The sequence below is a fragment of the Micromonospora sp. NBC_00858 genome, assembly GCF_045207365.1.
GTDB lineage: Bacteria > Actinomycetota > Actinomycetes > Mycobacteriales > Micromonosporaceae > Micromonospora.
The window spans coordinates 2,172,730-2,193,993 of the sequence record NZ_CP108828.1 but is presented as its reverse complement, the minus strand read 5'-3'; the positions used below and the strand labels follow the sequence as shown (position 1 = coordinate 2,193,993).

Here is a 21,264-nt window from a genome sequence, read left to right as displayed (position 1 = left end):
CCGCGCCTTTCCCTGCACGGTACACGGACCGCGACACGGCCGTCCCATGCGCTACAGCACCACGCCCGCGCCAGAAAGGGGTTACCCCGGCAAGCCTACGGCACGCTTCCCGGAAGAGATCTTTCCGCTCAGCCGCCGCCCGCCGGGCACCCTCACCGACCCAACGTCGAGCGCAATCCCACCCGCACCAACGCCGCGTGCAACTGCTCCGACAACGCCACCAACTCCCGCGCCGTCTCCGCCGCCCGCGCCCGCGCCGCTGGGTCACTCTGCCGCGCCAACGGCGCCACCAACTGCGCGAACAACCCGACCTCACGGTCCGCCGCCGTCCGGTAACCCCGCAGGTGCCGCGGCTCCAACCCGTACGCCGCCAACCCCGCCACCGCAGAAGCGATGATCAACGCATCGGCGTCGTACCACCCCGGCGGATCCGACACCAGCACACCGAGCCGCTCCAACTCCGCCAACGTCGACTCTTCGACGCCGCTGCGCGCCACCAGATCCGCCCGGCCGAGCCGCACCTGCGACGACTCGGCCGGCTCCGCCGACTCCCGACCGGGAACCGCACCATCGGGCCCCACCGCGACCAACGCCGGCCGCGACCGACCCGGCTGCTCGCCGGACGAATCCCACTCCGCCAACTGCTCACGGATCACCCGCAACGGCAGGTACTTGTCCCGCTGCGCGGTCAACACGAACCGCAACCGCGCCACATCGTCCCAGCTGTACTTCCGGTAACCCGCCGCCGTCCGCTGCGGCTCAACCAGCCCCTCGGCCTCGAGGAACCGCAGCTTCGAAATCGTGGTGTCCGGAAAATCCACCCGCAACTGCCCCAGCACCTCACCGATGCTCATCAGCGGCTGGGACCGGGCCGCCCCGGGTGGCATGGAGGCCGCAGGCTCGTTCACCCCCGGCCGGCCTCCTCCTCCGGGCGCGGACCGGCGATGAACACCACCCGGAACTTACCGATCTGGACCTCGTCACCATTGCTCAACGTGGCCGCCTCGACCCGCTCACGGTTCACGTACGTGCCGTTCAGGCTGCCCACGTCCCGCACCGTGAACGTGCCACCGTCACGGTGGAACTCCGCGTGCCGCCGCGACACCGTCACGTCGTCGAGGAAGATGTCACTGTCGGGGTGCCGGCCACTGGTCGTCACATCGTGGTCCAACAAGAACCGGGCACCCGCATTCGGGCCGCGACGAACCACCAGCAGCGCCATACCCGGCGGCAACGAACCGGACATCCGGCTCGGCACCACATCGGTCTCCGGCCCCTCCAGCACTTCGTCGAGCGAGCCGAGATTGAGCGTCGAAGTGACGTCGAGCGGGGGGAACTCGTCGTCTGGGCGCGTCATGGGACCACCTCACGGATCTGTTCGGTCGGCGTCGGGTAATGGCGGGTCTGGCCGCCGGGCACTTGAACACCCGGCGGCTGGCTCCCCGTGCCCGGGAAGGCAATTCCGCAACGCTCAACTATTGGGTTCTCGGTCGACTGGGCGAGCCTAGCCAGCGCCGAAATGCAGGGCAACCGGACGCGCGCAGACATCCCACGCACCGGATCAAGCACACTCAGCCTTCGGTGATCTCGCGGTACGCGCCCGCCGTCAGCAGACCGTCCACCGCCGTCGGATCAGCCGGAGTGATCTCCACCAACCAACCCGCACCATACGGATCAGTGTTGATCAGCTCAGGGGTGTCACCCAGCGCCTCGTTGCGCGCCGCCACCGTACCCGCCAACGGCGCGTAGATCTCCGACACGCTCTTGGTCGACTCGATCTCACCCAACGAGTCACCGGCCGCGACCGCAGCACCCGCCTCGGGCAACTGCACGTACACGATGTCACCCAGCGCGTCCTGCGCGAAGTGCGTGATGCCGACCCGGACCGAACCGGTGCCGTTACCCAACACCCACTCGTGCTCGGCGGTGTATCGCAGATCCTCGGGAATCACCAGACGCGTCCTTCATCCATCGTGCCCCGGACCACCCGGGTCCGGCGCGGCCGCGCCGGTCAGGAGACCGGACGGGCGTGTTCCAACTTGATCGGCACGTGCAGCGCCGAAACCTCGGCAACCTCACGCTCCCCAAAGGTCACGTTACCGCCGTCACCCCGGACCGACGCCACCACCCCACCAGGAATGTTCAACGCCGTACGCATCGTCGCCGGATCACCGATCACGGTGATCGTGAAAGGTCCCATCAGCCGACGCCCCTCCACCACCAACGACCCGTTCTCCCCATCCAGGAAGTACGTCGACGCGATGATCCGCACCGTCGCCCGATCGCCACCGGAGATCTGCATCGCCTCCGCGCCCGCGCCCCGCAGCTCCTGCACCGCGTCCAGCACCCGGTTCGCCGAAATCGGCTTACCAGCACCCTCGAACTCCACGGTCAACCCCGGGCCCACCGCCGGCAACGTGCCCGCCAGGATGCCCAACTCATCCGCCCGCCGGGTCGCCTCGTCCAACGCCGCCTGGCGGCCCTGCTCACCCGAGCGCAACTGCCGCTGACTGTCCTCCAACGCCCGAATGTCCTGCTGAAGGCGGTTCTCCCGGGCATCCAGATCCGACAGGATCCGGACCAGGTCCTCCTGACGCGTCGCCCCCAGCGTCGGATCCGTCGACGTCGTCTTCAACTGCACCACCAGGGTGAAGCCCAACAACGCCAACAACACCACGATCATCAAGCTGGCCGTGCTCAACCGGAACCGACCCGCCGCCGACTTCACCGGCGCCACCGGCTCCTCGGCCGGCACCGCCGACCCCTCCGACCGCGCCGCCGGCTCACCCGACCCCGACACTCCGCTCAGATCCACCGTCGCGCCGTCGTCCCCCGACGCCACCGCGGGCTCGTCATCCGGCGGCTCCGGCTCCCGCTCCGCCGGCCCCTTCGGCGCCAGCGGGCTCAACTCGTCCGGATCCGGCGCATCCGGCCGCGGATCCGGCTCACCCGCCGGCCCACCCGGCCGCGCCGGACCCGCCGGCTGCGGCCAGCCCGTCCCCGTCTCGGTCTGCTCGTCGCTCATCGCTGTCAAACCTACGCCCGGAACAGGTGCCGACGGATCGCCGCCACGTTCCCGAAGATCCGCACCCCAAGTACGACAACCACACCGGTGGACAACTGCCCGCCCACTCCCAACTGGTCACCCAGGTACACGATCAGGCCCGCCACCAGCACATTCGAGATGAACGACACCACGAACTGCTTGTCATCGAAGATCCGGTCCAGCCTCGCCCGCACCCCACCGAACACCGCGTCCAACGCCGCCACCACCGCGATCGGCAGGTACGGCTGCAACGCCGCCGGGACCGTGGGATCGAGCCACACACCAAGCACCACACCGGCGAGCAACGCCAGCACCGCGATCATCGGCCACCTCCGGAGGGGCTAACGGTCGCCGGAGAACCGGACGACCCGGGACTGCCGGACCGGCCACCCGACGTGGACGGGCTCGGACTGACCGACGGCTTGGCGTAGCGTAGCTGCGGCTCCGGAGCCGCCGGCAGGGTGAGGTCATCCGACTCCCGCACACCGAACGACAGGCCGGTCTTCTGCGCGACCTCCCGCATCAGCGCCGCGCTGCGGCTGTCCTCGAACTTCCGCCGCATCGAGCCCGGACCGACCGCCGACACCTCGTACGGCCCGGTCACCGGCCGGAAGTCCACCAGAATCGCCTCACCCGCCGACCGGATCGTCGACGTCGAGGTCAACCGCTGCCCGTTGATGGCGATCGCCTCCGCGCCGACACTCCACAACGCGTTCGCCACCCCCTGCAGGTCGCTGTAGAGCACCCGCGGCGGCCCCGCACCCATGCCGGTCACCGCGTCCTCCTTGCCCGGCGCGTCCGCCAGCCGCACCACCACACCGTCGCCGCGCACCCGGCCCAGCCCGGTGCTCGCCTCCTGGTCCCGCAGCCGGGCGGCGGCTGACCCGCTCAACGCCGCGTCGCGCTGCCGACCGACCTCCTCGCGCAACTGGTCCGCACGCGTGGACAACCGGTCGGTCTCGCTCTCCCGCTCCTTGATCTGCGCCACCAGGCCGGAGCGGGCCTGGCTGCGGCCCGGCTCGTCCTCCAACGTCTGCCGGTACGCGACCGCGAACAGGAAACCCAGCACCACCACCACGACCAGGCTGACCGAACGCGCCGACCAGGCCCGCCACCCCCGGGCGGGCTCGGCGGGCGCAGCCCGCCGACGGGCAGCCGCCGCATCGGCGTACCCCGGGTCCAGCGGGTTGCGGAACAGCTCGGTGAGGAAGTCCGGTGCGTACACCCGATCCCGGCGGCCGTCCCCGGGCCGCGGCGCGCTCACGCAACCGCTCCCGGGTCGCGCGCCGCGCGAACCAGCCGGGCCGCCTGCACCACGTACATCCCGCCGGCCACCCAGTAGAGCACCAGCCCCCACCAGGCCAGGCCCCAGCCGATCGCGGCCGCCGCCGTCGCCACGTCGGTCAACTCGGTGGCCAGCAGCAGCACCGGGAACGCCGCGAGCAGCAGGAACGTGGCGGTCTTGCCCACGTAGTGCACCGGCGGCGGCCCGTACCCGTAGCGGCGCAGCACCCCCAGCGAACCGAGCAGCAGCAACTCCCGGGCCAGCAGCGCCGCGGTGAACTGCCACGGCACCACCTCGCGGGCGGTGAAGGCGATCAGGGTGGCGAGGATGTAGAGCCGGTCGGCCAGCGGGTCGAGCAGCTCCCCGAGTCGGCTCACCTGGCGCAGCCGGCGGGCGATCCAGCCGTCGACCCAGTCCGTGGTGCCGCCGATGGCCAGCACGACGAGGGCCGCGACGTCGGCGCGAGCCACCAGGAAGAGATAGAGGAAGAGCGGCACGCCCAGCAGCCGCCCGAAGCTGATCAGGTTGGGCAGGGTGAGCACCTGGTCGCCGGGAACCTGTTCGCCGGTGTCCCGCGGATGCTCTGACCGAGCCGGCCGACGAGACACCGAACCTCCTCCGCGCACGACCCGGCGCCCGGCGGAAGTCGTACGGCTGTCGGGCCGGCCAGCGCCGGCTCCCCCTGCGGCCCCGGAACGGGACCTCTTCCCTGATTCGGCCCGCGATCTCGATGATCACGGGCCGGGTGAGTGCGGTGCCACTATATCGGGCTTCCGTCGGAGCCCTGGGGCGCCGTCGCGCGGCGGTCGGTGCGGCTGTGCCGCACTGTGGCGTGGATCACCACGCGTAAAGCGTCCTAGGATACTAGTGGACGGGTCCTGCGTCCGCTCAGGCTGTCTGCACCGCCGAGTCGGTCTGCTGTTCCGGCACCACCTGGGTCGCCGCCCGGCCGAACGCGAGCAACGCCAGCAGCAGATCATGCTGGCCCCGCTGCGGCATCCGGTCCAGCACCACCTGCACCGCGCGTTGCCGCCGCTCGGCCAACTCCCCCAGCAGGGTCTGCGCGGCGGCGGTCAGCACCAACCGCACCTCGCGCCGGTCCCTCGGATCGGCCACCCGGCGCAGCAGACCGGTCGCCTCCAGTCGGTCACAGAGCCGGCTGGCCGAGGAGGGGACCACGTCCAACAGCTCCGCCAACCGGTTGACATTGGTCTCCGGCCGGCTGCTGATCAACGCCAGCACCCGCAGTTGGGTCGGCGGCACCTGATGTCGCGCCGCGGCCGAATCGAGCACGGCGATCAGCGTCTCGGCGGCCGCGTCGATCGCCGCTGCGAGATCCGCAGGTCGCTCCACCCGATGTCCCCTGCCATTGTCGCGCTGGTGCCCGCCCGACGGACCGCCGACGACTCTCACCCGCCGTCGCTATCACCCGGACCGTGCCAGTCCAGGCAGACCACGACGGCATCGTCGCGCAGATCGGAGTCCACATGGTAGGCGTGCAGTTCGCGCATCACCGTACCAACCGCCTCGGTCGCCGGCTGCAACCGTGTGGCGCGCAGGGAACGGGTCATCACCCGCTGCCCGTACGGCTCCAGGCCCGCCGGCTCGGCCGCCCACACCCCGTCGCTGACCACGAAGACGCGGTCACCCGGCGCGAGCTGGAACTCCTGCAACTCGTAGCGGGTCTCGGCGAACATGCCCAGCGGCAGCTGCTGATCCAGCTTCACCGGCTCGACCACCGCGCCGCGCAGCCGCAGCATGTGCGGCGAGCCGGCGTCGACCGCTCGCACCCGCCCGGTGCGGGTGTCCAGCTCCAGCAGCAGGGTGGCCACGTGCCGACGGCCCCGGTGCTGGTAGTAGACCGTGTCCGAGGCCAACTCCGCCTGCTCCACCAGACCACCACCGGAACGGCGTGCGTTGCGCATCGCGTTCACTGTGGCCGCGGTCAGCAGCGACGCGGCCAGGCCGCTGCCCTCGCCGTTGAGCACCGTCACGGTGAGCCGGTCGCCGTCCAGCGACCAGTCGAAGTGGTCCCCACCCACGGTGTACGCCGGTTCGAGCTGACCGGCCAGGTGGAACGCGTGGTGTGCCACGCTGCGCCCCGGCAGCAGGTCCCACTGCATCTCGGCGGCCATGCTGAGCCGCTCCCGGCGTCGGGCCCGCCGGTACCGGTCGGTCTCCCGGTCCGCGGCCCGCATCGCCACCGCCACGACGCCGGCGATGTCCGTGGCGATGCCGGTGACGGCCGGGCCCGGCACGGCGGGCAGCTCGATCAGCAGCACGCCCAGCCGCTCTCCCCATGCCGTCAGCGGCAGGTAGAGCCGGCACGGGCCGTGCTCGGCGGAGTCGCGCACCGGCTGCTGACTGCTGAAGCAGCGTTGGGCCACCGTGTGGCAGGCCAGGAACCCGCCCGCCGGCAGCTCCGGGTCCAGCAACGGCCAGAGCCCGCTGATCCGATAGTCGGCGACGAACACGTCGGTGCGCAGCGCGCCCAACGACGAACGGATCGCCCGGTCGGCGGCCTCCGCCAGCTGGTCGGGTGGGGCCTCGCGCAGCGCACGCGACACCACACCCGGCGCGTCCTCCATGGTCGTCCTCTCCAGAAGCTTGCTACAGGGCAAGCATCATACGGACGCCCCGGGACAGCCCGCCGGCGCGGTCGAGGCGGCGTCAGTCGGCGCCGCGGGTCGCGAGCACACCGTGGAACGCGTCGGGCACCTCAGCCGGCGGACCGTCCGGCCGCCACCGGGTGACCGGCACGATTCCGTCCGCCGTCGGCGTCCATCGACCCAGCAACGGCGCGAACGACGACGACGGCCGCATCCGGAACGCCGGCCCCATCATCGCCAGCGCCTCCGGATGACCGGCCAGCTCCTCGGTGTCGAAGTCCACGGCCAGCAGGCTGCCGGGCGCCGCGGCGGCGTACAGCTCGTCGAGGGTGCGGGTCAGCGTGTCGTCGTCGAGGAACGCGGCGAGCCCGAGGAAGACCACCCCGACCGGCCGCCGGCCCCAGCCTGGGACGAAGCGGTGCAGCTGCGCCGGATCGATGGTGCCGATGTCGGTGGCGTCGCCGTAGCCGTAGCCGGCCCGGTCGCTGCCGGCGAGGATGCGCTGCCCCAGCCGGATGGTGACCGGGTCGACGTCGGTGTAGAGCACAGTGGCCTCGGCGGCGACCTCGTGCACGTTGCCCATCGTGGGCACCCCCGCGCCGAAGACCAGGAACCCGTCCACGCCCTGTCCGGCGATCGCCCGTACGGTCCGACCGAGGAACGCCCTCAGCTCCCGGAACACCGGCGCACACGGCCCGTACGCCTGCTCGAAGGCGGTCGCGGCGGCCACGTCGACCGGGAAGTGGTGATCCCCGCCAAGCCAAAAGTCGATCATGCGAGCGGTGCTCGGCTGGTCCGGTTCACCCATCGACGACGCCCCCTCCCCGACCGGTCGCCGCCAGCGTACCGACCCCGACGTCCTGGGCGGTATCGCTCCGCCGAGCCGTTCCCGCCCGCGATACTGGCCCCGGCGGGAGGTGGCCGGTGAACTCGGCGAACAGCGCAGCGGTGGTGGTCGGCGTGGACGGCTCGGAGCCGTCCCTGCGCGCGGTGCGCCTCGCCGCCGCGGAGGCCGCGCGCCGACACCGGCCGCTGCGGGTGGTGCACGGGTTCATCTGGCCGCTGCTGCACGTGCCCGTCTCCCCCGCCCCGGACGCCCCGGCCGGCGGCGGGCTGCGCCACCAGGCCGAGGAACTGGTCGCGGCGGCGGTGGCCGAGGCCGAGGCGACCGTACCGGGGCTGACGATCTCCGGCGAGATCATCGACGGTGAGGCCGCCGCGGTGCTGGTGGGCGAATCCCCCACCGCCGCTCTCATCGTGCTCGGCGACCGAGGGCTGGGCGGCTTCACCTCGCTGGTGGTCGGCTCGGTGGCGGTGCAGGTTGCCGCGTACGCCGACTGCCCGGTGCTCGTGGCTCGCGGCGTGGAACATCCCGGCGAGCCGGTGCTGGTCGGATTGGACGGTTCGCCGGCGTCCCGGCTCGCCGCCGAGTTCGCCGCCGAGACCGCCGTGGCGCGCGACGCACCGCTGTTGGCGGTGCACGCCTACCGGCACCCGCCCAGCACCCGCCCCGGCGACATGCAGCCCCTGGTGTACGACGCGGAGCAACTGCACCACGAGGAGGACCAGGTCCTCGCCGAGTCGCTGACCGGGCTGGCCGAGCGCCACCCCGAGCTGCGGCTGACCCGGCGGGCGGTGCACGGGCGGGCCGGCGCCGTGCTCGCCGAGGCGTCCCGCTCCGCCCAACTGGTGGTCGTCGGCGGGCAGGGGCGCGGCCAGGTGAGTGGGTTGCTGCTGGGGTCGGTGAGCCAGTCGGTGCTGCACCACGCGCACTGCCCGGTCGCCGTGGTCCGCGCCCCCCGCTGAGACGCGGGAATGTCCCGCTGTCAGACGGGTAGACGAGCGCGGTACGCCAACGGCGACGAAGGAGGCAGCAGATGCCAGGACCACGGCCGGGCAGTAACGCGTACGACAAGCAGCGAGCGCGAATGCGTAACGTGATCGACGACTCCGGACGGCGGGTGCCCGACGGCAAGGCCAACCAGGTTGCCAACAAGATCCTGCAGGAGGATCGCGGCCAACGGGGTGTGGTGCGCGGCGAGCGCACATACGGACCCAAGGGAGAGCGCGAACCGGGCGACCCGAAATGAGGACGGTTGACGTGGCCGACGGCGCCATCGCGGGCGCCGTCGGCAGCGCCGCGCTGAACGTGGTCAGCTATCTGGACATGGTGCTTCGGGCACGGCCGGCGAGCAGCGTCCCGGAGCAGACCGTGGACCGGCTGGCCGGGATCGCGCACGTGGACCTGGGGCCCGGGGCCCGGGCGGCGAACCGCCGCTCGGGCCTCGGGCCTCTGATCGGCTACGGGCTGGGCATCGGCGCGGGCGTGGCGTTCGCGCTCTACGCACGTGGTCGGCGGCAGCCGCTGCCGATGGCCACCGGCGTGCTCGGCGCGGGCGTGATGACCATGACTGACGGGTCCATCACCGCACTGGGCATCAGCGACCCGCGCACCTGGCGGCGCTCCGACTGGATCTCCGACATCATTCCGCACCTGGCGTTCGGGCTGACGGCCGCCGCCACCTGGAACAGGTTGCGGCGGCCGTCAGGGCGTAACCGTTAGCTGTCGTCCTCGGCGACCGGCTCACCAGCCGGGCCGTACGGCGACACCTGACCCTTGGGCACCGGCCGACCCTCGTCTCCGCGCGACGAGCCGCGGTTGAGCGGGTGCCCAGTCGGCGTGGGCACCTTGCTGTCCTGACTGGTGGCTCCCTTGGCGTTGCGCCGGAACTCCTCCTGCTGCGGGTTGACCACGGGTGTCTCCCTCCGGGTACGGCAGGCGGCATCGACCGCCTCCACCGCAGGCATACCCGCCCGGCCCGGTGCCATTCCGGCCCCGCTCGCCGCCGGGAGGGCTAGCCGGCCGCCGGGCGGGTACCCACCGGACGTGGGCAACGACCGAACGGTGGCGCGGGTCCTGCTGGACCGACACCACGACACGTACGCGGAGCAGGCGGGCATCCGGCTTTCGGACCGCCCCGGTCCGCTGTACCAGCTGCTGGTGCTGGCCACCCTGCTGAGCACCCGGATCCGGGCGTGCGTGGCGGTGGACGCCGCGCGGGAGCTGTTCGCCGCGGGCTACCGCACGCCGCAGGCGATGGAGGCGGCCAGCTGGCAGCAGCGGGTGGACGCGCTGGGCCGGGGCCACTACCGCCGCTACGACGAGCGGACCGCGACCATGCTCGGCACCGGCGCCCGGCTGTGCCTGGACCGCTGGCACGGTGACCTGCGGCGGCTGCACCGGGAGGCCCAGGGCGACCCGGCCGGGCTGCGTCGGCGGCTCACCGAGTTTCCCGGCATCGGGCCCACCGGCGCGGACATCTACCTGCGCGAGGCACAGACGGTCTGGTCCGACCTGCGCCCGTACGCCGACCGCCGGGCACTCGCCGGTGCGAAGCGGCTGGGCCTGCCGGGCTCACCCGACCGACTGGCCGGGCTGGTCGACGAGCCGGACTTCGGCCGGCTCGCCTCGGCGCTGGTCCGGGTGGCGCTCGGCGAGGAGTCCGCCGGCGAGGTCACCCGCGTCGCGGCCCGCTGAGGCAGGCGCTCACTTCACCGTCTTGTCGCCCGGCCGGGTCAGGTGCCACACCAGCAGCGCGGCGAGCAACGCCAGCACCACCAACCCGCCGGAGAGGCCACGGCCCTCCTCGGGACTGCGGCCGGTACTACCGAAGTAGATCACCGCGAGGCCGGCCAGCACCGTGACGAACGTACGCAACCCTCGGTCCTTCACGTATCGCACCATATGTGGCGCCCATCCGCTGCGGGCGAATTCGGCGGTATTGTCCCCCGTCCGGGTGGTGGAGGGCGGGCGCGGCTCAGCGTTCGGCGACGAATCCGCGTAGCCGCACCCGGCGGACCGCCCGGTCGGCGACCTCCACCACCTCCAGGGTCAACCCGGGCAGCCGCACCGTCTCCCCCGGTTCGCTCGGCAGGTGACCCAGTCGGGCGAGCACCAGCCCGGCCACCGTGGTGTACTCCCTCGACAGCGGGAAACTCAGCCGCACCCCGAGGTCGGGCAGGTCGTGCAGCGGAAAGTCACCCGCCACCAACAGCGACCCGTCCGACTCCCGGATCACTCCCCGTACGTCCCGGTCGGTCTCGTCGTACAACTCGCCGACCACCTCGGCCAGCAGGTCCTCCAGGGTGACGATGCCGTCGATACCGCCGTGCTCGTCGACCACCAGGGCCAGCTGCTGGTGCTCCTGACGGAGCTGACGCAACGCCTCGGCGACCGGCAGGGTGACCGGCAGCAGCAGCGGCGGCCGGACCCTCTCCCCCACCGTGCCGGCGCCGGCCTGCACCAGGTCGCGGATGTGCACCACGCCCACCACCTCGTCCAGGCCACCCGGGCCGGTGACCGGAGCGCGGGACCGGCCGGCGGCGGCCAGCTTCCGTACCCCCTCGTCGGCGGCAAGACCCGCCGGCAGCGCGGTCACCTCGCGCCGGGCCACCAGAATCTCCCGCAGCGTCCGGCCGGCGATGTCGAACGCGCCGGTCAGGATCTCCCGCTGCTGGGCCGACAGACCACGCTGACTGACCAGCATCTCCCGCAGCTCCTCCTCGGTCATCTCCTGCCGGCTGGCCCGCGGGTCGCCGCCGGCCAGCCGGACCACCGCGTCGGTGGCCCGGCTGAGCAGCCAGACCGCCGGACGGGAGAGCCGGGCCAGCAGGTCCAGCGGGCCGACGCTGAGCAGCGCCCAGCGCTCCGCGCGCTGCATGGCCAACCGCTTCGGGGCCAGCTCGCCGAACACCAGCGTGACGAAGGTCAGCACCACCGTCACCAGCACCACCGCGGCGGGTCGGGCCGCCGCGCCGAGGAAGCCCAGCGGGGCGACCAGCGGCTCGGCCAGCGACACCGCGGCCGCCGCCGAGGCGAGGAACCCGGCCAGGGTGATGCCGAGCTGGATGGTGGCCAGGTAGCGGTTCGGGTCGCGGGTGAGCCGGACCAGCCGGTCGCCGGCGCTGGTCCGCCGGCTCAGCCGCCGCAGCTGCCCCTCACGCAGCGTCACCAGTGCCATTTCGCTGCCGGAGAGCGCGGCGTTGACCAGCACCAGAACGGCCACCAGCGCCAACTGCCCGAGCTGACCGCCCACCGCGCACCCCCCGTCCGCCACCTCAGGCCACTCAACCGCAGCGGGACCGGCTCTGGGTGCGGTTTCCAGCCGGCCGGCGCTCAGTCGGTCTCCAGGTCGTCCAGCGAGATGGCGTGGGTCATCAGCCACCGCGCCAGCGCCGACATGCCGAACAGCCAGAGCGGGGCGGACTCGGTGGGGCCGTTGGTGGCGTAGATGGCGAACCGCAGGTCCGGGGCGCGGTACGCCTCGATCCGCCACCGGTGCTGCCGGTCCCGCCAGACCGCCGAAGGGTCCATGGCGTCACCGTAGGTGACCGTCGGTGATGCGGTGGCCGGTTGGCCGGGTCAGCCGGGTACGACCGTCAGGTGACGACGATGCGGGCGTCGTCGGGCAGTCGACGGGTCGCGCCCCGGCGGTCCAGCAGTTCCAGCAGCGGCACCGCCACCCGGCGGGTGGTGTCCAACGCCTGACGGGCCGCGGAGAGCGTGAACGGCTGGGGCAGCGCGGCCAGCACCCGGACCGCGTCGTCGAGCGCGTCGGGCAGCAGCACCACGGTGTCCGCCAGCCGCAGCAGCGCACCGGCGCGTACGGCGGCCCCGATCTCCCGAGGGCCCAACCCCAGGTCGACGAGGCGGTCCGCTTCGGGGGCGCGGAACGGGCGGTCGGCGTACTCGGCCCGGACCCGCTGCACGGCAAGCGCCACCGGTTCGGGCAGCGCGCCGGCGCTCGCCGTTCCGACCCGGCCGGCATGGATCCGCAGCGGCGGCCGGACCAGCGCCTCAACCAGCACCCGGTCGGGCAGGGCGAGGCGCTGGCGTAGCGCGTCCACCGGCATGCCGGGCTCCAGCGGGTGCTCCCGTGTGTAACGCGCGACCTCCTCGGTCACCTGGTCGCCGAGTCGCTGCCAGTGCCCGGGATCGGCCAGCCAGTCGCCGGCCACCGGCGCGGCCTGCACCGGCACCCCCATCCGGATCAGCGCGCCGGCCTGGATCAGCCGACGGCGGCGCAGCTCCCCGGCCAGGTCGGGCCGGCCGTCCAGGTCGGCGAGGACCTGCGCGCGGGCGGCGGCAGCGCCCCGGCGGGCCAGCGGCGGTGGCGCCACGTCCAGCACCCGCACCCCGCCGGACACGTGGTGCCGGCCCGGGTCGCGCAGCAGCGCCCGATCGCCGACCAGCAACGGCAGCGGGCGGGCCAGCCGAAGCCGGACGGTGTCCGGGCCGAGAGGGCGGACCCGCACCGGCACCGCCGCCGACCCGACGTGCAGGGTGAGGGTGGCCGGCAGGTCAGCCGCCGGGTCGCCGGTGAGCCGGACGTCGACGAGGTCGGCGTGGTGGAACCGGCCCGGGGTGAGCAGCGCGTCGCCGCGGCCGAGCCGGTCACGAGGCGTGCCGCGCAGGTTGACGGCCACCCGGGCCACCGCCGCCGCCTCCGGCCGGGCCTGGCCGAGTGCGTGCAGGCCACGGACCCGGACCGGTTCGTCGGTGCCGGCCAGCTCCAGCTCGTCACCGACCCGCAACCGGCCAGCGCCGAGGGTGCCGGTGACCACCGTGCCGCTGCCCCGCACGGTGAAGCTGCGATCCACCCAGAGCCGGACCGGATCGTCCACTGTGGGGGCGGGCAGCCGGGCGGCGAGCCGGTCCAGGGCCGCCCGCAGCTCCGGCAGGCCGTCGCCGGTCAGTCCGCTGACCGCCACCGTCTCCACCACGCCGAGACTGGTCGCCGCGATCTCGGCCCGGGCCCGGTCCATGTTCGGCCCCGGGTCGGCCAGGTCCGCGCGGGTCACCGCGAGCAGGCCGTACCCGACGCCGAGCGCATCCAGCGCGGCCAGGTGCTCGGCGGACTGCGGCATCCACCCCTCGTCGGCGGCGACCACGACCAGCGCCGCCGGCACCGGCCCGACCCCGGCGAGCATGTTCGGCACGAAACGCTCGTGCCCGGGTACGTCGACGAAGGCGACCGTGCCGCCCGATGGCAGCGTCGTCCAGGCGAAGCCCAGGTCGATGGTCATCCCCCGGCGGCGTTCCTCGGCCCACCGGTCGGGCTCCATCCCGGTCAGCGCCCGGACCAGGGTCGACTTGCCGTGGTCGACGTGCCCGGCGGTGGCGACGACGAACACGGTCAGTCGTCCCCGGGTACGCGCAGCACGGCCGCCCGGACCGCCTCGTCGGCGTCGGGAGGCACGCAGCGCAGGTCGAGCAGGAGCCGGCCCCGCACCACCCGGCCGAGCACCGGCTGGGCGCCGGTGCGCAGCGGCATGGCGTACCGCTCGGGCAGGCTCAGCGCCCAGGAATCCAGCTCCACGCCGGGGGCCCCGCCGCCGCCGACCACGGCGACCGCCGGCACCACCTCCGCCTTGCGACCGTCCGCGCCGAGCAGGTCGCGCAGCCGCTCCACCCGCCGGCGCAGGACGCCCGGGTCGGCGTGCAGCGCGGTCCGGGTCGGGGTGTCCGGGCGGTGCAGGGTGGCGGCCAGCGCGGCCAGGGTGAGTTTGTCCACGCGCAACGCCCGGGCCAGCGGATGGCGGCGCAGCCGGTCGACCAGCTCGGCGTCGCCGAGCAGCAGCCCCGCCTGCGGGCCGCCGAGGAGCTTGTCGCCGCTGGCGGTGACCAGCGCGGCGCCGGCGCGCAGGCTGCTCGCCGCGTCCGGTTCGTCGGGCAGCAGCGGATCCGGGGTGAGCAGGCCGGAGCCGATGTCGGCGACCACCGGCACGCCGATGGTGGCCAACTGCCGGACCGGTGTGGCCGAGGTGAAGCCGGTGACCTGGAAGTTCGACGGGTGCACCTTGAGCACGAAGCCGGTGTTCGGGCCGACTGCGGCGGCGTAGTCGGCGAGCGTCGTGCGGTTGGTGGTGCCCACCTCCCGCAGCCGGGCGCCGGTGCTCTCCAGGAGGTCGGGCAGGCGGAAGCCGTCGCCGATCTCGACCAGCTCGCCCCGGCTGACCACGATCTCCCGGCCGGCGGCCAACGCGGTGGCGGCCAGCACGAGCGCGGCGGCGCCGTTGTTGACCACGTGCACGGCGCCCGCGTCGGGCACGGCGGCGGCCAGCGCGTCGATCGCGTCGCGGCCGCGGCGGGCCCGCCGCCCGGTGGTCAGGTCCAGCTCCACATCGGTGTGCCCGGCGGCGGCCACGACCGCGGCGACCGCGGTGGGCGACAGCGGCGCCCGACCCAGGTTGGTGTGCAGCACGACGCCGGTGGCGTTGAGCACCGCGCGGGGGCCGGGTGCGGGCAGCGCGGCGACGGCGGCGTCACGGACCTCGTCGGGGCCGATCTCGCCGCGACGGGCCCGCTCCTGCGTCTGGGCGACGACCGACTTGACGCGGTCCCGCCCGAGGCTCGCGATGGCCGCGGTCAGCCGCGGGTCGGCGAGGAGCGTGTCGGTGCGGGGCACCCGGCGTCGCGGGTCCACCGGCCCCTCGCCCATCACGTCAACTCCTGCCGCGCGTTGGCGGAGACGGACGGGAATCGAACCCGCCTGGCCCGGGTCCCGGACCACTCCGGTTTTGAAGACCGGGAGGGGCACCAGCCGCCTGAACGCCTCCACCGGACATTCGATCACAACACAGGCGGGGCCGCCGGGCCAGGTGGAAGATCCATGCCATTCCGGCGAGCATTGACCCGCTCGCGTTGCGGCACCACGGTATACCGCGGATCGCGGGCGGAGGCGACGCCGCCGTGGAAGATGCCGAACCGGGTGGCGACCGACGCGGCCAGCAGCGCGGTGCCGGACAGCACGCCAACCACCCGACTGCGCCGGCCGAGCAGCGCGCCGGCCACCCCGACCGAGGTCAACAGCCGACCGGTGCGCAGCAGCCGACCGGGCAGGCCCAGCCGGTAGGGCTCGCTGAGCAGGCCGAGGCGGGTCTCCACCCGGTGCGCGCCGAACAGTTCCAGGGCCGCGCCGGCCACTGCCATCCGCCGGGCCGGCCCGGCCTGGGCCGGCGGCGCGGCGAGCAGACCCACGCCGGCGCCGCTGGCCAACGCGCTGCCCGCGAAGATGACCGGCAGCTCCGGGTACGCCTCGTGCCAGGACGGCACCGCCGTGTCAGCGAGCAGCACCCCGGTGTACGTGGCCAACGCGGGCGCGGTGCCGGCGGCGAGCAGCCCGGCAGCGTGCCCGACCGGCGGCAGCGCTCGACGGGCCAGCCCGAGCAGCCCGTGCCGGGGCAGCCAGTCGGCGGCCTCGGCGATCGCGGCGACCCCGGCGGCCGGCCCGAAGGCGGTGAGGATCCAGGTGCCCACCGACATCGGTGAGGTCAGCTTGGCCACCCGAAGCATGTGGTGGAACCGCGCCGGCCTGCCCAGGTCCTTGACCAGGAAGACGGCGCTGGCGCTGACGGCGGCCAGCGCGGTGACCCGACCGGCCCGGCGCAGTGCCGGTCGGCCGGTGAGCTGCCCGCCCGCGGCGAGCAGCGACGAGCCGGCGGCCAGCCCGCCGGTGAACAGGTACGCCGCGATGTCCCACTTCCAGACCGGCGGCTTCAGGACGGGCCGGCCGTAGTACGAGGTGAACTCGGCCTCTGGCACCCGCAGTTCCTCGCCACCACCGCGACGACCGCCCCGCCGGCCAGTCCGCCGGCCGGCGGGTTCGGCGGTCCGCGGCGGCTGCGGGGTCAGGTCGGCCTGGGCCTCGGTGCCGGCCGTTCCACGGCTCGCGGTTGCCGCTGGGCTGTCGCTCGGCGTGGCGCCGTGGCCGTTCGTCTCCGGCCGGGTGGGGCGGCCGAGCCGGTCGGGGCCTTCGGCGCCCTCGGCGGCGAGCCGGTCGCGGAAGCGACGGAACAGGTCACCCACCGGGGGACGGTCTTGACTCACGAGGAACCTCCGACGAACGCGGCGACGGTTGCCGCCGCCATGGCGAGCGCCGCCAGGCCGGCGCGCTTCCACATGGCCGGCAGGTCCCGGGTGGTCACCACCGGATCCGGCGGCAGCCCATACACCTCTGGCTCATCCAGCAACAGGAAGAACGCCCCGTCACCACCAACACCATCGTTCGGATCATGCCCGTACAACCGCGCCTCGGACACCCCCCGCTCGTGCAACGTCTCGACCCGCGCGGCAGCCCGCTCCCGCAACTCATCCAACGCCCCGTACTGGATCGACTCCGTCGGACACGCCTGCGCACACGCCGGAGTCATCCCCGCACCCAGCCGGTCGTAGCACAACGTGCACTTCCACGCCCGACCATCATCCTTACGCTGATCAATCACACCGTAGGGGCACGCCGAGATGCAGTAACCACAGCCGTTACAGATGTCCTCCTGCACCACCACCGTCCCGAACTCCGTCCGGAACAACGAACCCGTTGGACAGACATCCAGGCAGGCCGCGTGCGTGCAGTGCTTACACACGTCCGACATCATCAACCAGCGGAAATCGCTGCGCCCCTCCGCGCCGGTGCCCCGACCCGGCGGCTGCGCACCCGGCATCCCGAGGAACTCCGGCCCGGCGCCACCCCCGACCGGCCCGGGGCCACCGACGACCGGCCCGGGGCCTACCGGGTCGCCGAGCACGTCGTTCGGTCCGCCGGCGGCCATCCGCGCGGCGGCCGACGGTGACTCGGGCGGCACTCCCGGGTTCGTGCCGTTCAGATCGGTGGTGCCGCCTGCGACGGCCGCCGACGCCGCGCTGGCCGGCGTCCCGGCGGACGGCGGGGCGCGATGTCCGGCCGGGCGGGACTGTTCGATGAACGCGACGTGCCGCCACGAGTTCGCGGTCAACGCGCCCGTGTTGTCGTAGGACATGCCGAGCAGGTCCAGGCCGGAGCCGGGGACGTCGTTCCACTCCTTGCAGGCCACCTCACAGGCCTTGCAGCCGATGCAGACGCTGGTGTCGGTGAAGAAACCCATCCGCGGCGGCGCCGACGACCAACCGGCATCCGGTGCCGGATCCAGCGGCCCGTACAGGCTGTTCGGGTCAGGAACCACCGTGCCCCTCCCCGTCGCTGTCGGTGGTGACCGCCGGGGCATGTCGACCCGGGGCGATTCCGGCCCGCCGCTGGTAGTCGGCCACCAGGTCGAGCAGCGCTGGCCCGGTGGGACGGCGGCCGGGTCGGACGTCGCAGGTGCCGACCTTGCTCTCCTGGATCAGGACGTTGGGGTCGAGGCTGATGCCGAACAGGTCGTTGGCCGAGTCGCCGGTCACCAGGCCCTCGAAGCCGAAGTGGTACGGCAACCAGACCTGATGGATGACCTGGCCGTCCACGCGTAGCGGGGTGAGCCGGTCGGTCACCAGCACCTTCGCCTCGATCACCGCGCGGGCGCTGACCAGATGTGCCCAGCCGAGATGCGCCAGATTGGCCTCGGCGGCCAGCTGCGGGGAGACCTCGACGAACATCTCCGGCTGCAGCTCGGCCAGCGGGCGAACCGTACGGCTCATCGCGCCGGCGGTGTGGTGTTCGGTGAGCCGGCTGACCGTGAACACGTACGGGAACACCTGGCTGTGCGCCTCCGGCGGGCTCGGGTTCACCGAGTTGATCGGGTGCGCGTACATCTTGCGGGTCGGGTTGGCCTGCTGGCGGTAGAGCGGGTTGCGCACCGGTGACTCGACCGGCTCGTAATGGGTGGGCATCGGCCCGTCCAGGACTCCGCTGGGCGCGTACAGCCAGCCCTTTCCATCGCCCTGCATGATGAACGGGTCGTCGCCGGCGATGCCCTCCGTGCCCGACGCGCCGGGCGGCGGCCGGTACGACGGCGGTTTGGTCTTCTCGAAGTCCGGCACGTCGTAGCCGGTCCACTCAGCCTTCTCCGGGTCCCACCAGACGTACTTCTTACGCTCACTCCACGGTTTGCCGTCCGGGTCGGCGGAGGCACGGTTGTAGAGGATCCGCCGGTTCGCCGGCCAGGCCCAACCCCACTCCGCAGCGACCCAGTCCTGCTCGTGCCGGGACTTCCGGCGGGCGGCCTGGTTCACGCCGTCGGCGTACACCCCGGTGTAGATCCAGCAGCCGATCGCGGTGGAGCCGTCCGCGCGAGCCTCGCCGAAACTGGACAGCGGACTGCCGGTCGCCACGTCGTACCCGTTGATTTCCCGCAGCACGGCCTCGGCGCTCGGCTCCGCGTGCGGGCCGTGCGTGGGGTAGTCCCAGGTGAGGTCGAGCAGCGCCCGGTCGCGGGGCAGGTCCGAGCCGGCCAGCTTCTCCCGCAGCTTGCGGCCGAGGTGGTAGAAGAACCACAGCTCGGAGCGGGCGTCGCCCGGGGGTTCGACGGCCTTCTCGCGCCACTGCAGCAGCCGTTGGGTCTGGGTGAAGGTGCCCTCCTTCTCCACGTGCGAGGCGGCGGGCAGGAAGAACACCTCCGTACGGCACTCCTCAGGGACGATCTCGCCGGTGGCCACCTCGGGGCCGTTCTGCCAGAACGTGGCGCTCTCGATCATGAACAGGTCGCGAACCACGAGCCAGTCGAGGTTGGCCATGCCGAGGCGCTGGGCCCGGCCGTGCGCCGAGCCGACGGCCGGGTTCTGCCCAAGCAGGAAGTACCCCTTGATCTTCCCATCGATCATGTTCAGCACCTGCTGGTACGTCCCGTGGTCGCCGGTCAACCGGGGCAGATAGCCGTAGCAGTAGTCATTCTCTGGCGTCGCCGCATCGCCCCAGTACGCCTTGAGCAGGCTGGCGGCGAACGACCCGGCGTTACCCCAGAAGCCCTTCTGCCCGGGGTGGCGGATGCTGTCGACCCATTTGTCAAACGTCGGGTGGTCGGCGTGGTGTGGCATCGGCAGGTAGCCGGGGAGCAGGTTGAACAGCGTCGGAATGTCCGTGGAGCCCTGGATGCTGGCATGCCCCCGCAGCGCCATGACCCCACCACCGGGGCGGCCCATGTTGCCGAGTAGCAGTTGGATGATCGCGCCGGTGCGGATGTACTGCACGCCCACGCTGTGCTGCGTCCAACCCACCGAGTAGATCAGCATCCCGGTACGTTCCCGGCCGGAATTCGCCGTCCAGGCCTGCGCCAGTTCCAGGAACTTCTCCTGCGGAATGCCGCAGACGCGTTCCACCATCTCCGGCGTGTAGCGGGCGAAGTGCCGCTTGAGGATCTGGTACACGCACCGCGGATGCTTCAACGTCTCGTCCCGCAGGGTCTGGCCGCCAACCGGTGCGCCGTGCGACTCGTGCGCCAGCCCCGAGGCACTATCCCGCTCCTGGGCGGTGTGCCCGCTGCCGGAGGAGCCCTCGTGCCCCTCGTACTGCCAACTGTCCTGCACGTAGGTGCCGGTCTCGGGGTCGAAGCCGGAAAAGAACCCGTCGCCGTCCTCGGTGTCGGTGAACTGCTCGCTGACGATCGTCGCCGCGTTCGTGTACGAGAGCACGTACTCGCGGAAGTCGAGTTCGTTGTCCAGGATGTAGCGCACCACCCCACCCAGCAGGGCGATGTCGGTGCCCGCCCGGATCGGCAGGTAGCTGTCGGCGACCGCGCTGGTCCGGGTGAACCGCGGATCGACGTGGAAGACCTTGGCGCCACGGCGCTTGGCCTCCATCACCCACTGGAAACCCACCGGATGTGCCTCAGCCATGTTCGAACCCTGGATGACGATCACGTCAGCGTTGGCGATGTCCTGCTGAAAGTCCGTCGCACCGCCACGACCGAAGCTGGCCCCCAGACCGGGGACAGTGGCGGAGTGTCAAATACGGGCCTGGTTCTCGATCTGGAGCGCCCCCATCGCGGTGAACAACTTCTTGATGAGGTAGTTCTCTTCGTTGTCCAGCGTCGCCCCACCCAGACTGGAGATACCCAGCGTCCGGTTGAGCGGCCGGCCCTCGCTGTCGACGTCCTCCCAGGTCTGCTCGCGGGCGGCGAGGATCCGGTCGGCGATCATGTCGAGCGCGGTGTCGAGTTCCAGATCTTCCCACTGCGTCGAGTACGGCCGGCGGTAGCGGATGGTCGTCTGCCGCAACGGACTGGTCACCAGGCTCTTGCTGGCCGCGCCCTTCGGACAGAGCCGACCCCGCGAGATCGGACTGTCCGGGTCGCCCTCGATCTGACTGACCTGCCCGTCCTTGACGAACACCCGCTGACCGCAGCCCACCGCGCAGTACGGGCAGACCGAGCGGGCCACGCTGTCGGCATCCTCGGTGCGGGCGGTCAACTCCGCTGAGCGGGCGGACTGCGCCGCAGCGCCCCGGCCCAACGGGTCGGTGCCGGTGAGCTGCCGATAGACCGGCCAACCCTCGATGAAGGTCCGCAAACCCATCCCCCGACACCCCCTCCCACGCGAGCGACCTCATGAACATAGGTCAACCGAGACATGTTCG

At 72.6% G+C, this 21,264-nt stretch carries 23 protein-coding genes and 1 tRNA gene; 4 read left to right on the top strand and 20 right to left on the bottom strand.

Going from position 1 to position 21,264, the window contains the following annotated elements:
* Positions 1–152 precede the first annotated feature (152 nt).
* The 10 genes from OG990_RS10340 to OG990_RS10295 form a co-directional block, all read right to left on the bottom strand.
* A complete protein-coding gene (locus OG990_RS10340; RefSeq protein ID WP_328426620.1) occupies positions 153–854 on the bottom strand; it encodes a MerR family transcriptional regulator in 702 nt (233 codons plus the stop codon).
* A 50-nt stretch (positions 855–904) separates the two neighbouring features.
* Positions 905–1,357: an FHA domain-containing protein gene (locus OG990_RS10335; protein ID WP_328416567.1), complete on the bottom strand. Its 453-nt coding sequence runs from the start codon at positions 1,355–1,357 to the stop codon at positions 905–907.
* A 214-nt stretch (positions 1,358–1,571) separates the two neighbouring features.
* A complete protein-coding gene (gcvH, locus tag OG990_RS10330; RefSeq protein ID WP_328416565.1) occupies positions 1,572–1,952 on the bottom strand; it encodes a glycine cleavage system protein GcvH in 381 nt (126 codons plus the stop codon).
* Positions 1,953–2,011: 59 nt separating this feature from the next.
* The gene (locus OG990_RS10325; RefSeq protein WP_406080087.1) at positions 2,012–3,025 is read right to left on the bottom strand and encodes a DUF881 domain-containing protein; all 1,014 of its coding nucleotides are present in this window, start codon (positions 3,023–3,025) and stop codon (positions 2,012–2,014) included.
* Between the two features lie 11 nt (positions 3,026–3,036).
* On the bottom strand, positions 3,037–3,369 hold the full coding sequence (locus OG990_RS10320; RefSeq protein ID WP_030327710.1) for a small basic family protein: 333 nt from the start codon (positions 3,367–3,369) through the stop codon (positions 3,037–3,039).
* Positions 3,366–4,310, bottom strand: a complete 945-nt coding sequence (locus OG990_RS10315; protein WP_328416561.1) for a DUF881 domain-containing protein — start codon at positions 4,308–4,310, stop codon at positions 3,366–3,368. The genes OG990_RS10320 and OG990_RS10315 overlap by 4 nt, the downstream gene beginning before the upstream one ends.
* The gene (locus OG990_RS10310) at positions 4,307–4,939 is read right to left on the bottom strand and encodes a CDP-alcohol phosphatidyltransferase family protein (RefSeq protein ID WP_328416560.1); all 633 of its coding nucleotides are present in this window, start codon (positions 4,937–4,939) and stop codon (positions 4,307–4,309) included. The genes OG990_RS10315 and OG990_RS10310 overlap by 4 nt, the downstream gene beginning before the upstream one ends.
* A gap of 280 nt (positions 4,940–5,219) precedes the next feature.
* The gene (locus OG990_RS10305) at positions 5,220–5,684 is read right to left on the bottom strand and encodes a MarR family transcriptional regulator (RefSeq protein ID WP_328416559.1); all 465 of its coding nucleotides are present in this window, start codon (positions 5,682–5,684) and stop codon (positions 5,220–5,222) included.
* 56 nt (positions 5,685–5,740) lie between these two features.
* On the bottom strand, positions 5,741–6,919 hold the full coding sequence (locus OG990_RS10300; protein ID WP_406080085.1) for a PP2C family protein-serine/threonine phosphatase: 1,179 nt from the start codon (positions 6,917–6,919) through the stop codon (positions 5,741–5,743).
* A gap of 82 nt (positions 6,920–7,001) precedes the next feature.
* The gene (locus tag OG990_RS10295; RefSeq protein ID WP_406080084.1) at positions 7,002–7,748 is read right to left on the bottom strand and encodes an SAM-dependent methyltransferase; all 747 of its coding nucleotides are present in this window, start codon (positions 7,746–7,748) and stop codon (positions 7,002–7,004) included.
* A 116-nt stretch (positions 7,749–7,864) separates the two neighbouring features.
* Here OG990_RS10295 and OG990_RS10290 point away from each other — a divergent pair, with 116 nt between their 5' ends.
* The 3 genes from OG990_RS10290 (at position 7,865) to OG990_RS10280 (ending at position 9,503) form a co-directional block, all read left to right on the top strand.
* Complete coding sequence (locus OG990_RS10290) at positions 7,865–8,746, top strand: universal stress protein (RefSeq protein WP_355611397.1); 882 nt, start codon at positions 7,865–7,867, stop codon at positions 8,744–8,746.
* A 122-nt stretch (positions 8,747–8,868) separates the two neighbouring features.
* Positions 8,869–9,030, top strand: a complete 162-nt coding sequence (locus tag OG990_RS10285) for a phosphatidylethanolamine-binding protein (RefSeq protein WP_406080082.1) — start codon at positions 8,869–8,871, stop codon at positions 9,028–9,030.
* Positions 9,027–9,503, top strand: a complete 477-nt coding sequence (locus OG990_RS10280; RefSeq protein WP_355611394.1) for a hypothetical protein — start codon at positions 9,027–9,029, stop codon at positions 9,501–9,503. Before OG990_RS10285 ends, OG990_RS10280 begins: the two co-directional genes overlap by 4 nt.
* On the opposite strand, the gene OG990_RS10275 is transcribed toward OG990_RS10280, so the two are convergent.
* Positions 9,500–9,694 carry a hypothetical protein gene (locus OG990_RS10275; protein ID WP_328416548.1) on the bottom strand — a complete coding sequence of 65 codons (195 nt, stop codon included), beginning with the start codon at positions 9,692–9,694 and terminating at the stop codon, positions 9,500–9,502. The genes OG990_RS10280 and OG990_RS10275 overlap by 4 nt on opposite strands.
* 133 nt (positions 9,695–9,827) lie before the next feature.
* Between OG990_RS10275 and OG990_RS10270 the strand changes: the two genes are divergently transcribed.
* Positions 9,828–10,478 carry a hypothetical protein gene (locus tag OG990_RS10270; RefSeq protein WP_328416546.1) on the top strand — a complete coding sequence of 217 codons (651 nt, stop codon included), beginning with the start codon at positions 9,828–9,830 and terminating at the stop codon, positions 10,476–10,478.
* Positions 10,479–10,487: 9 nt separating this feature from the next.
* Here OG990_RS10270 and OG990_RS10265 read toward each other — a convergent pair whose 3' ends face one another.
* From OG990_RS10265 to fdh, 9 genes are all read right to left on the bottom strand, one after another.
* Complete coding sequence (locus OG990_RS10265) at positions 10,488–10,685, bottom strand: hypothetical protein (RefSeq protein ID WP_406080080.1); 198 nt, start codon at positions 10,683–10,685, stop codon at positions 10,488–10,490.
* Between the two features lie 73 nt (positions 10,686–10,758).
* On the bottom strand, positions 10,759–12,036 hold the full coding sequence (locus OG990_RS10260) for a hemolysin family protein (RefSeq protein WP_386991536.1): 1,278 nt from the start codon (positions 12,034–12,036) through the stop codon (positions 10,759–10,761).
* An 80-nt stretch (positions 12,037–12,116) separates the two neighbouring features.
* The gene (locus tag OG990_RS10255; protein ID WP_089022155.1) at positions 12,117–12,314 is read right to left on the bottom strand and encodes a hypothetical protein; all 198 of its coding nucleotides are present in this window, start codon (positions 12,312–12,314) and stop codon (positions 12,117–12,119) included.
* Positions 12,315–12,379: 65 nt separating this feature from the next.
* Positions 12,380–14,134: a selenocysteine-specific translation elongation factor gene (gene selB, locus OG990_RS10250; RefSeq protein ID WP_406080079.1), complete on the bottom strand. Its 1,755-nt coding sequence runs from the start codon at positions 14,132–14,134 to the stop codon at positions 12,380–12,382.
* Between the two features lie 2 nt (positions 14,135–14,136).
* Positions 14,137–15,441, bottom strand: coding sequence for an L-seryl-tRNA(Sec) selenium transferase (selA, locus tag OG990_RS10245; RefSeq protein WP_328416541.1), 1,305 nt, complete (start codon positions 15,439–15,441; stop codon positions 14,137–14,139).
* 22 nt (positions 15,442–15,463) lie between these two features.
* Positions 15,464–15,559 (bottom strand) — tRNA-Sec (locus tag OG990_RS10240).
* A gap of 13 nt (positions 15,560–15,572) precedes the next feature.
* A complete protein-coding gene (nrfD, locus tag OG990_RS10235) occupies positions 15,573–16,829 on the bottom strand; it encodes an NrfD/PsrC family molybdoenzyme membrane anchor subunit (RefSeq protein ID WP_406080078.1) in 1,257 nt (418 codons plus the stop codon).
* On the bottom strand, positions 16,826–17,983 hold the full coding sequence (locus tag OG990_RS10230) for a 4Fe-4S dicluster domain-containing protein (protein ID WP_406080076.1): 1,158 nt from the start codon (positions 17,981–17,983) through the stop codon (positions 16,826–16,828). The genes nrfD and OG990_RS10230 overlap by 4 nt, the downstream gene beginning before the upstream one ends.
* On the bottom strand, positions 17,931–21,203 hold the full coding sequence (gene fdh / locus OG990_RS10225) for a formate dehydrogenase (protein WP_406080075.1): 3,273 nt from the start codon (positions 21,201–21,203) through the stop codon (positions 17,931–17,933). Before fdh ends, OG990_RS10230 begins: the two co-directional genes overlap by 53 nt.
* Between the last annotated feature and the right edge of the window lie 61 nt (positions 21,204–21,264).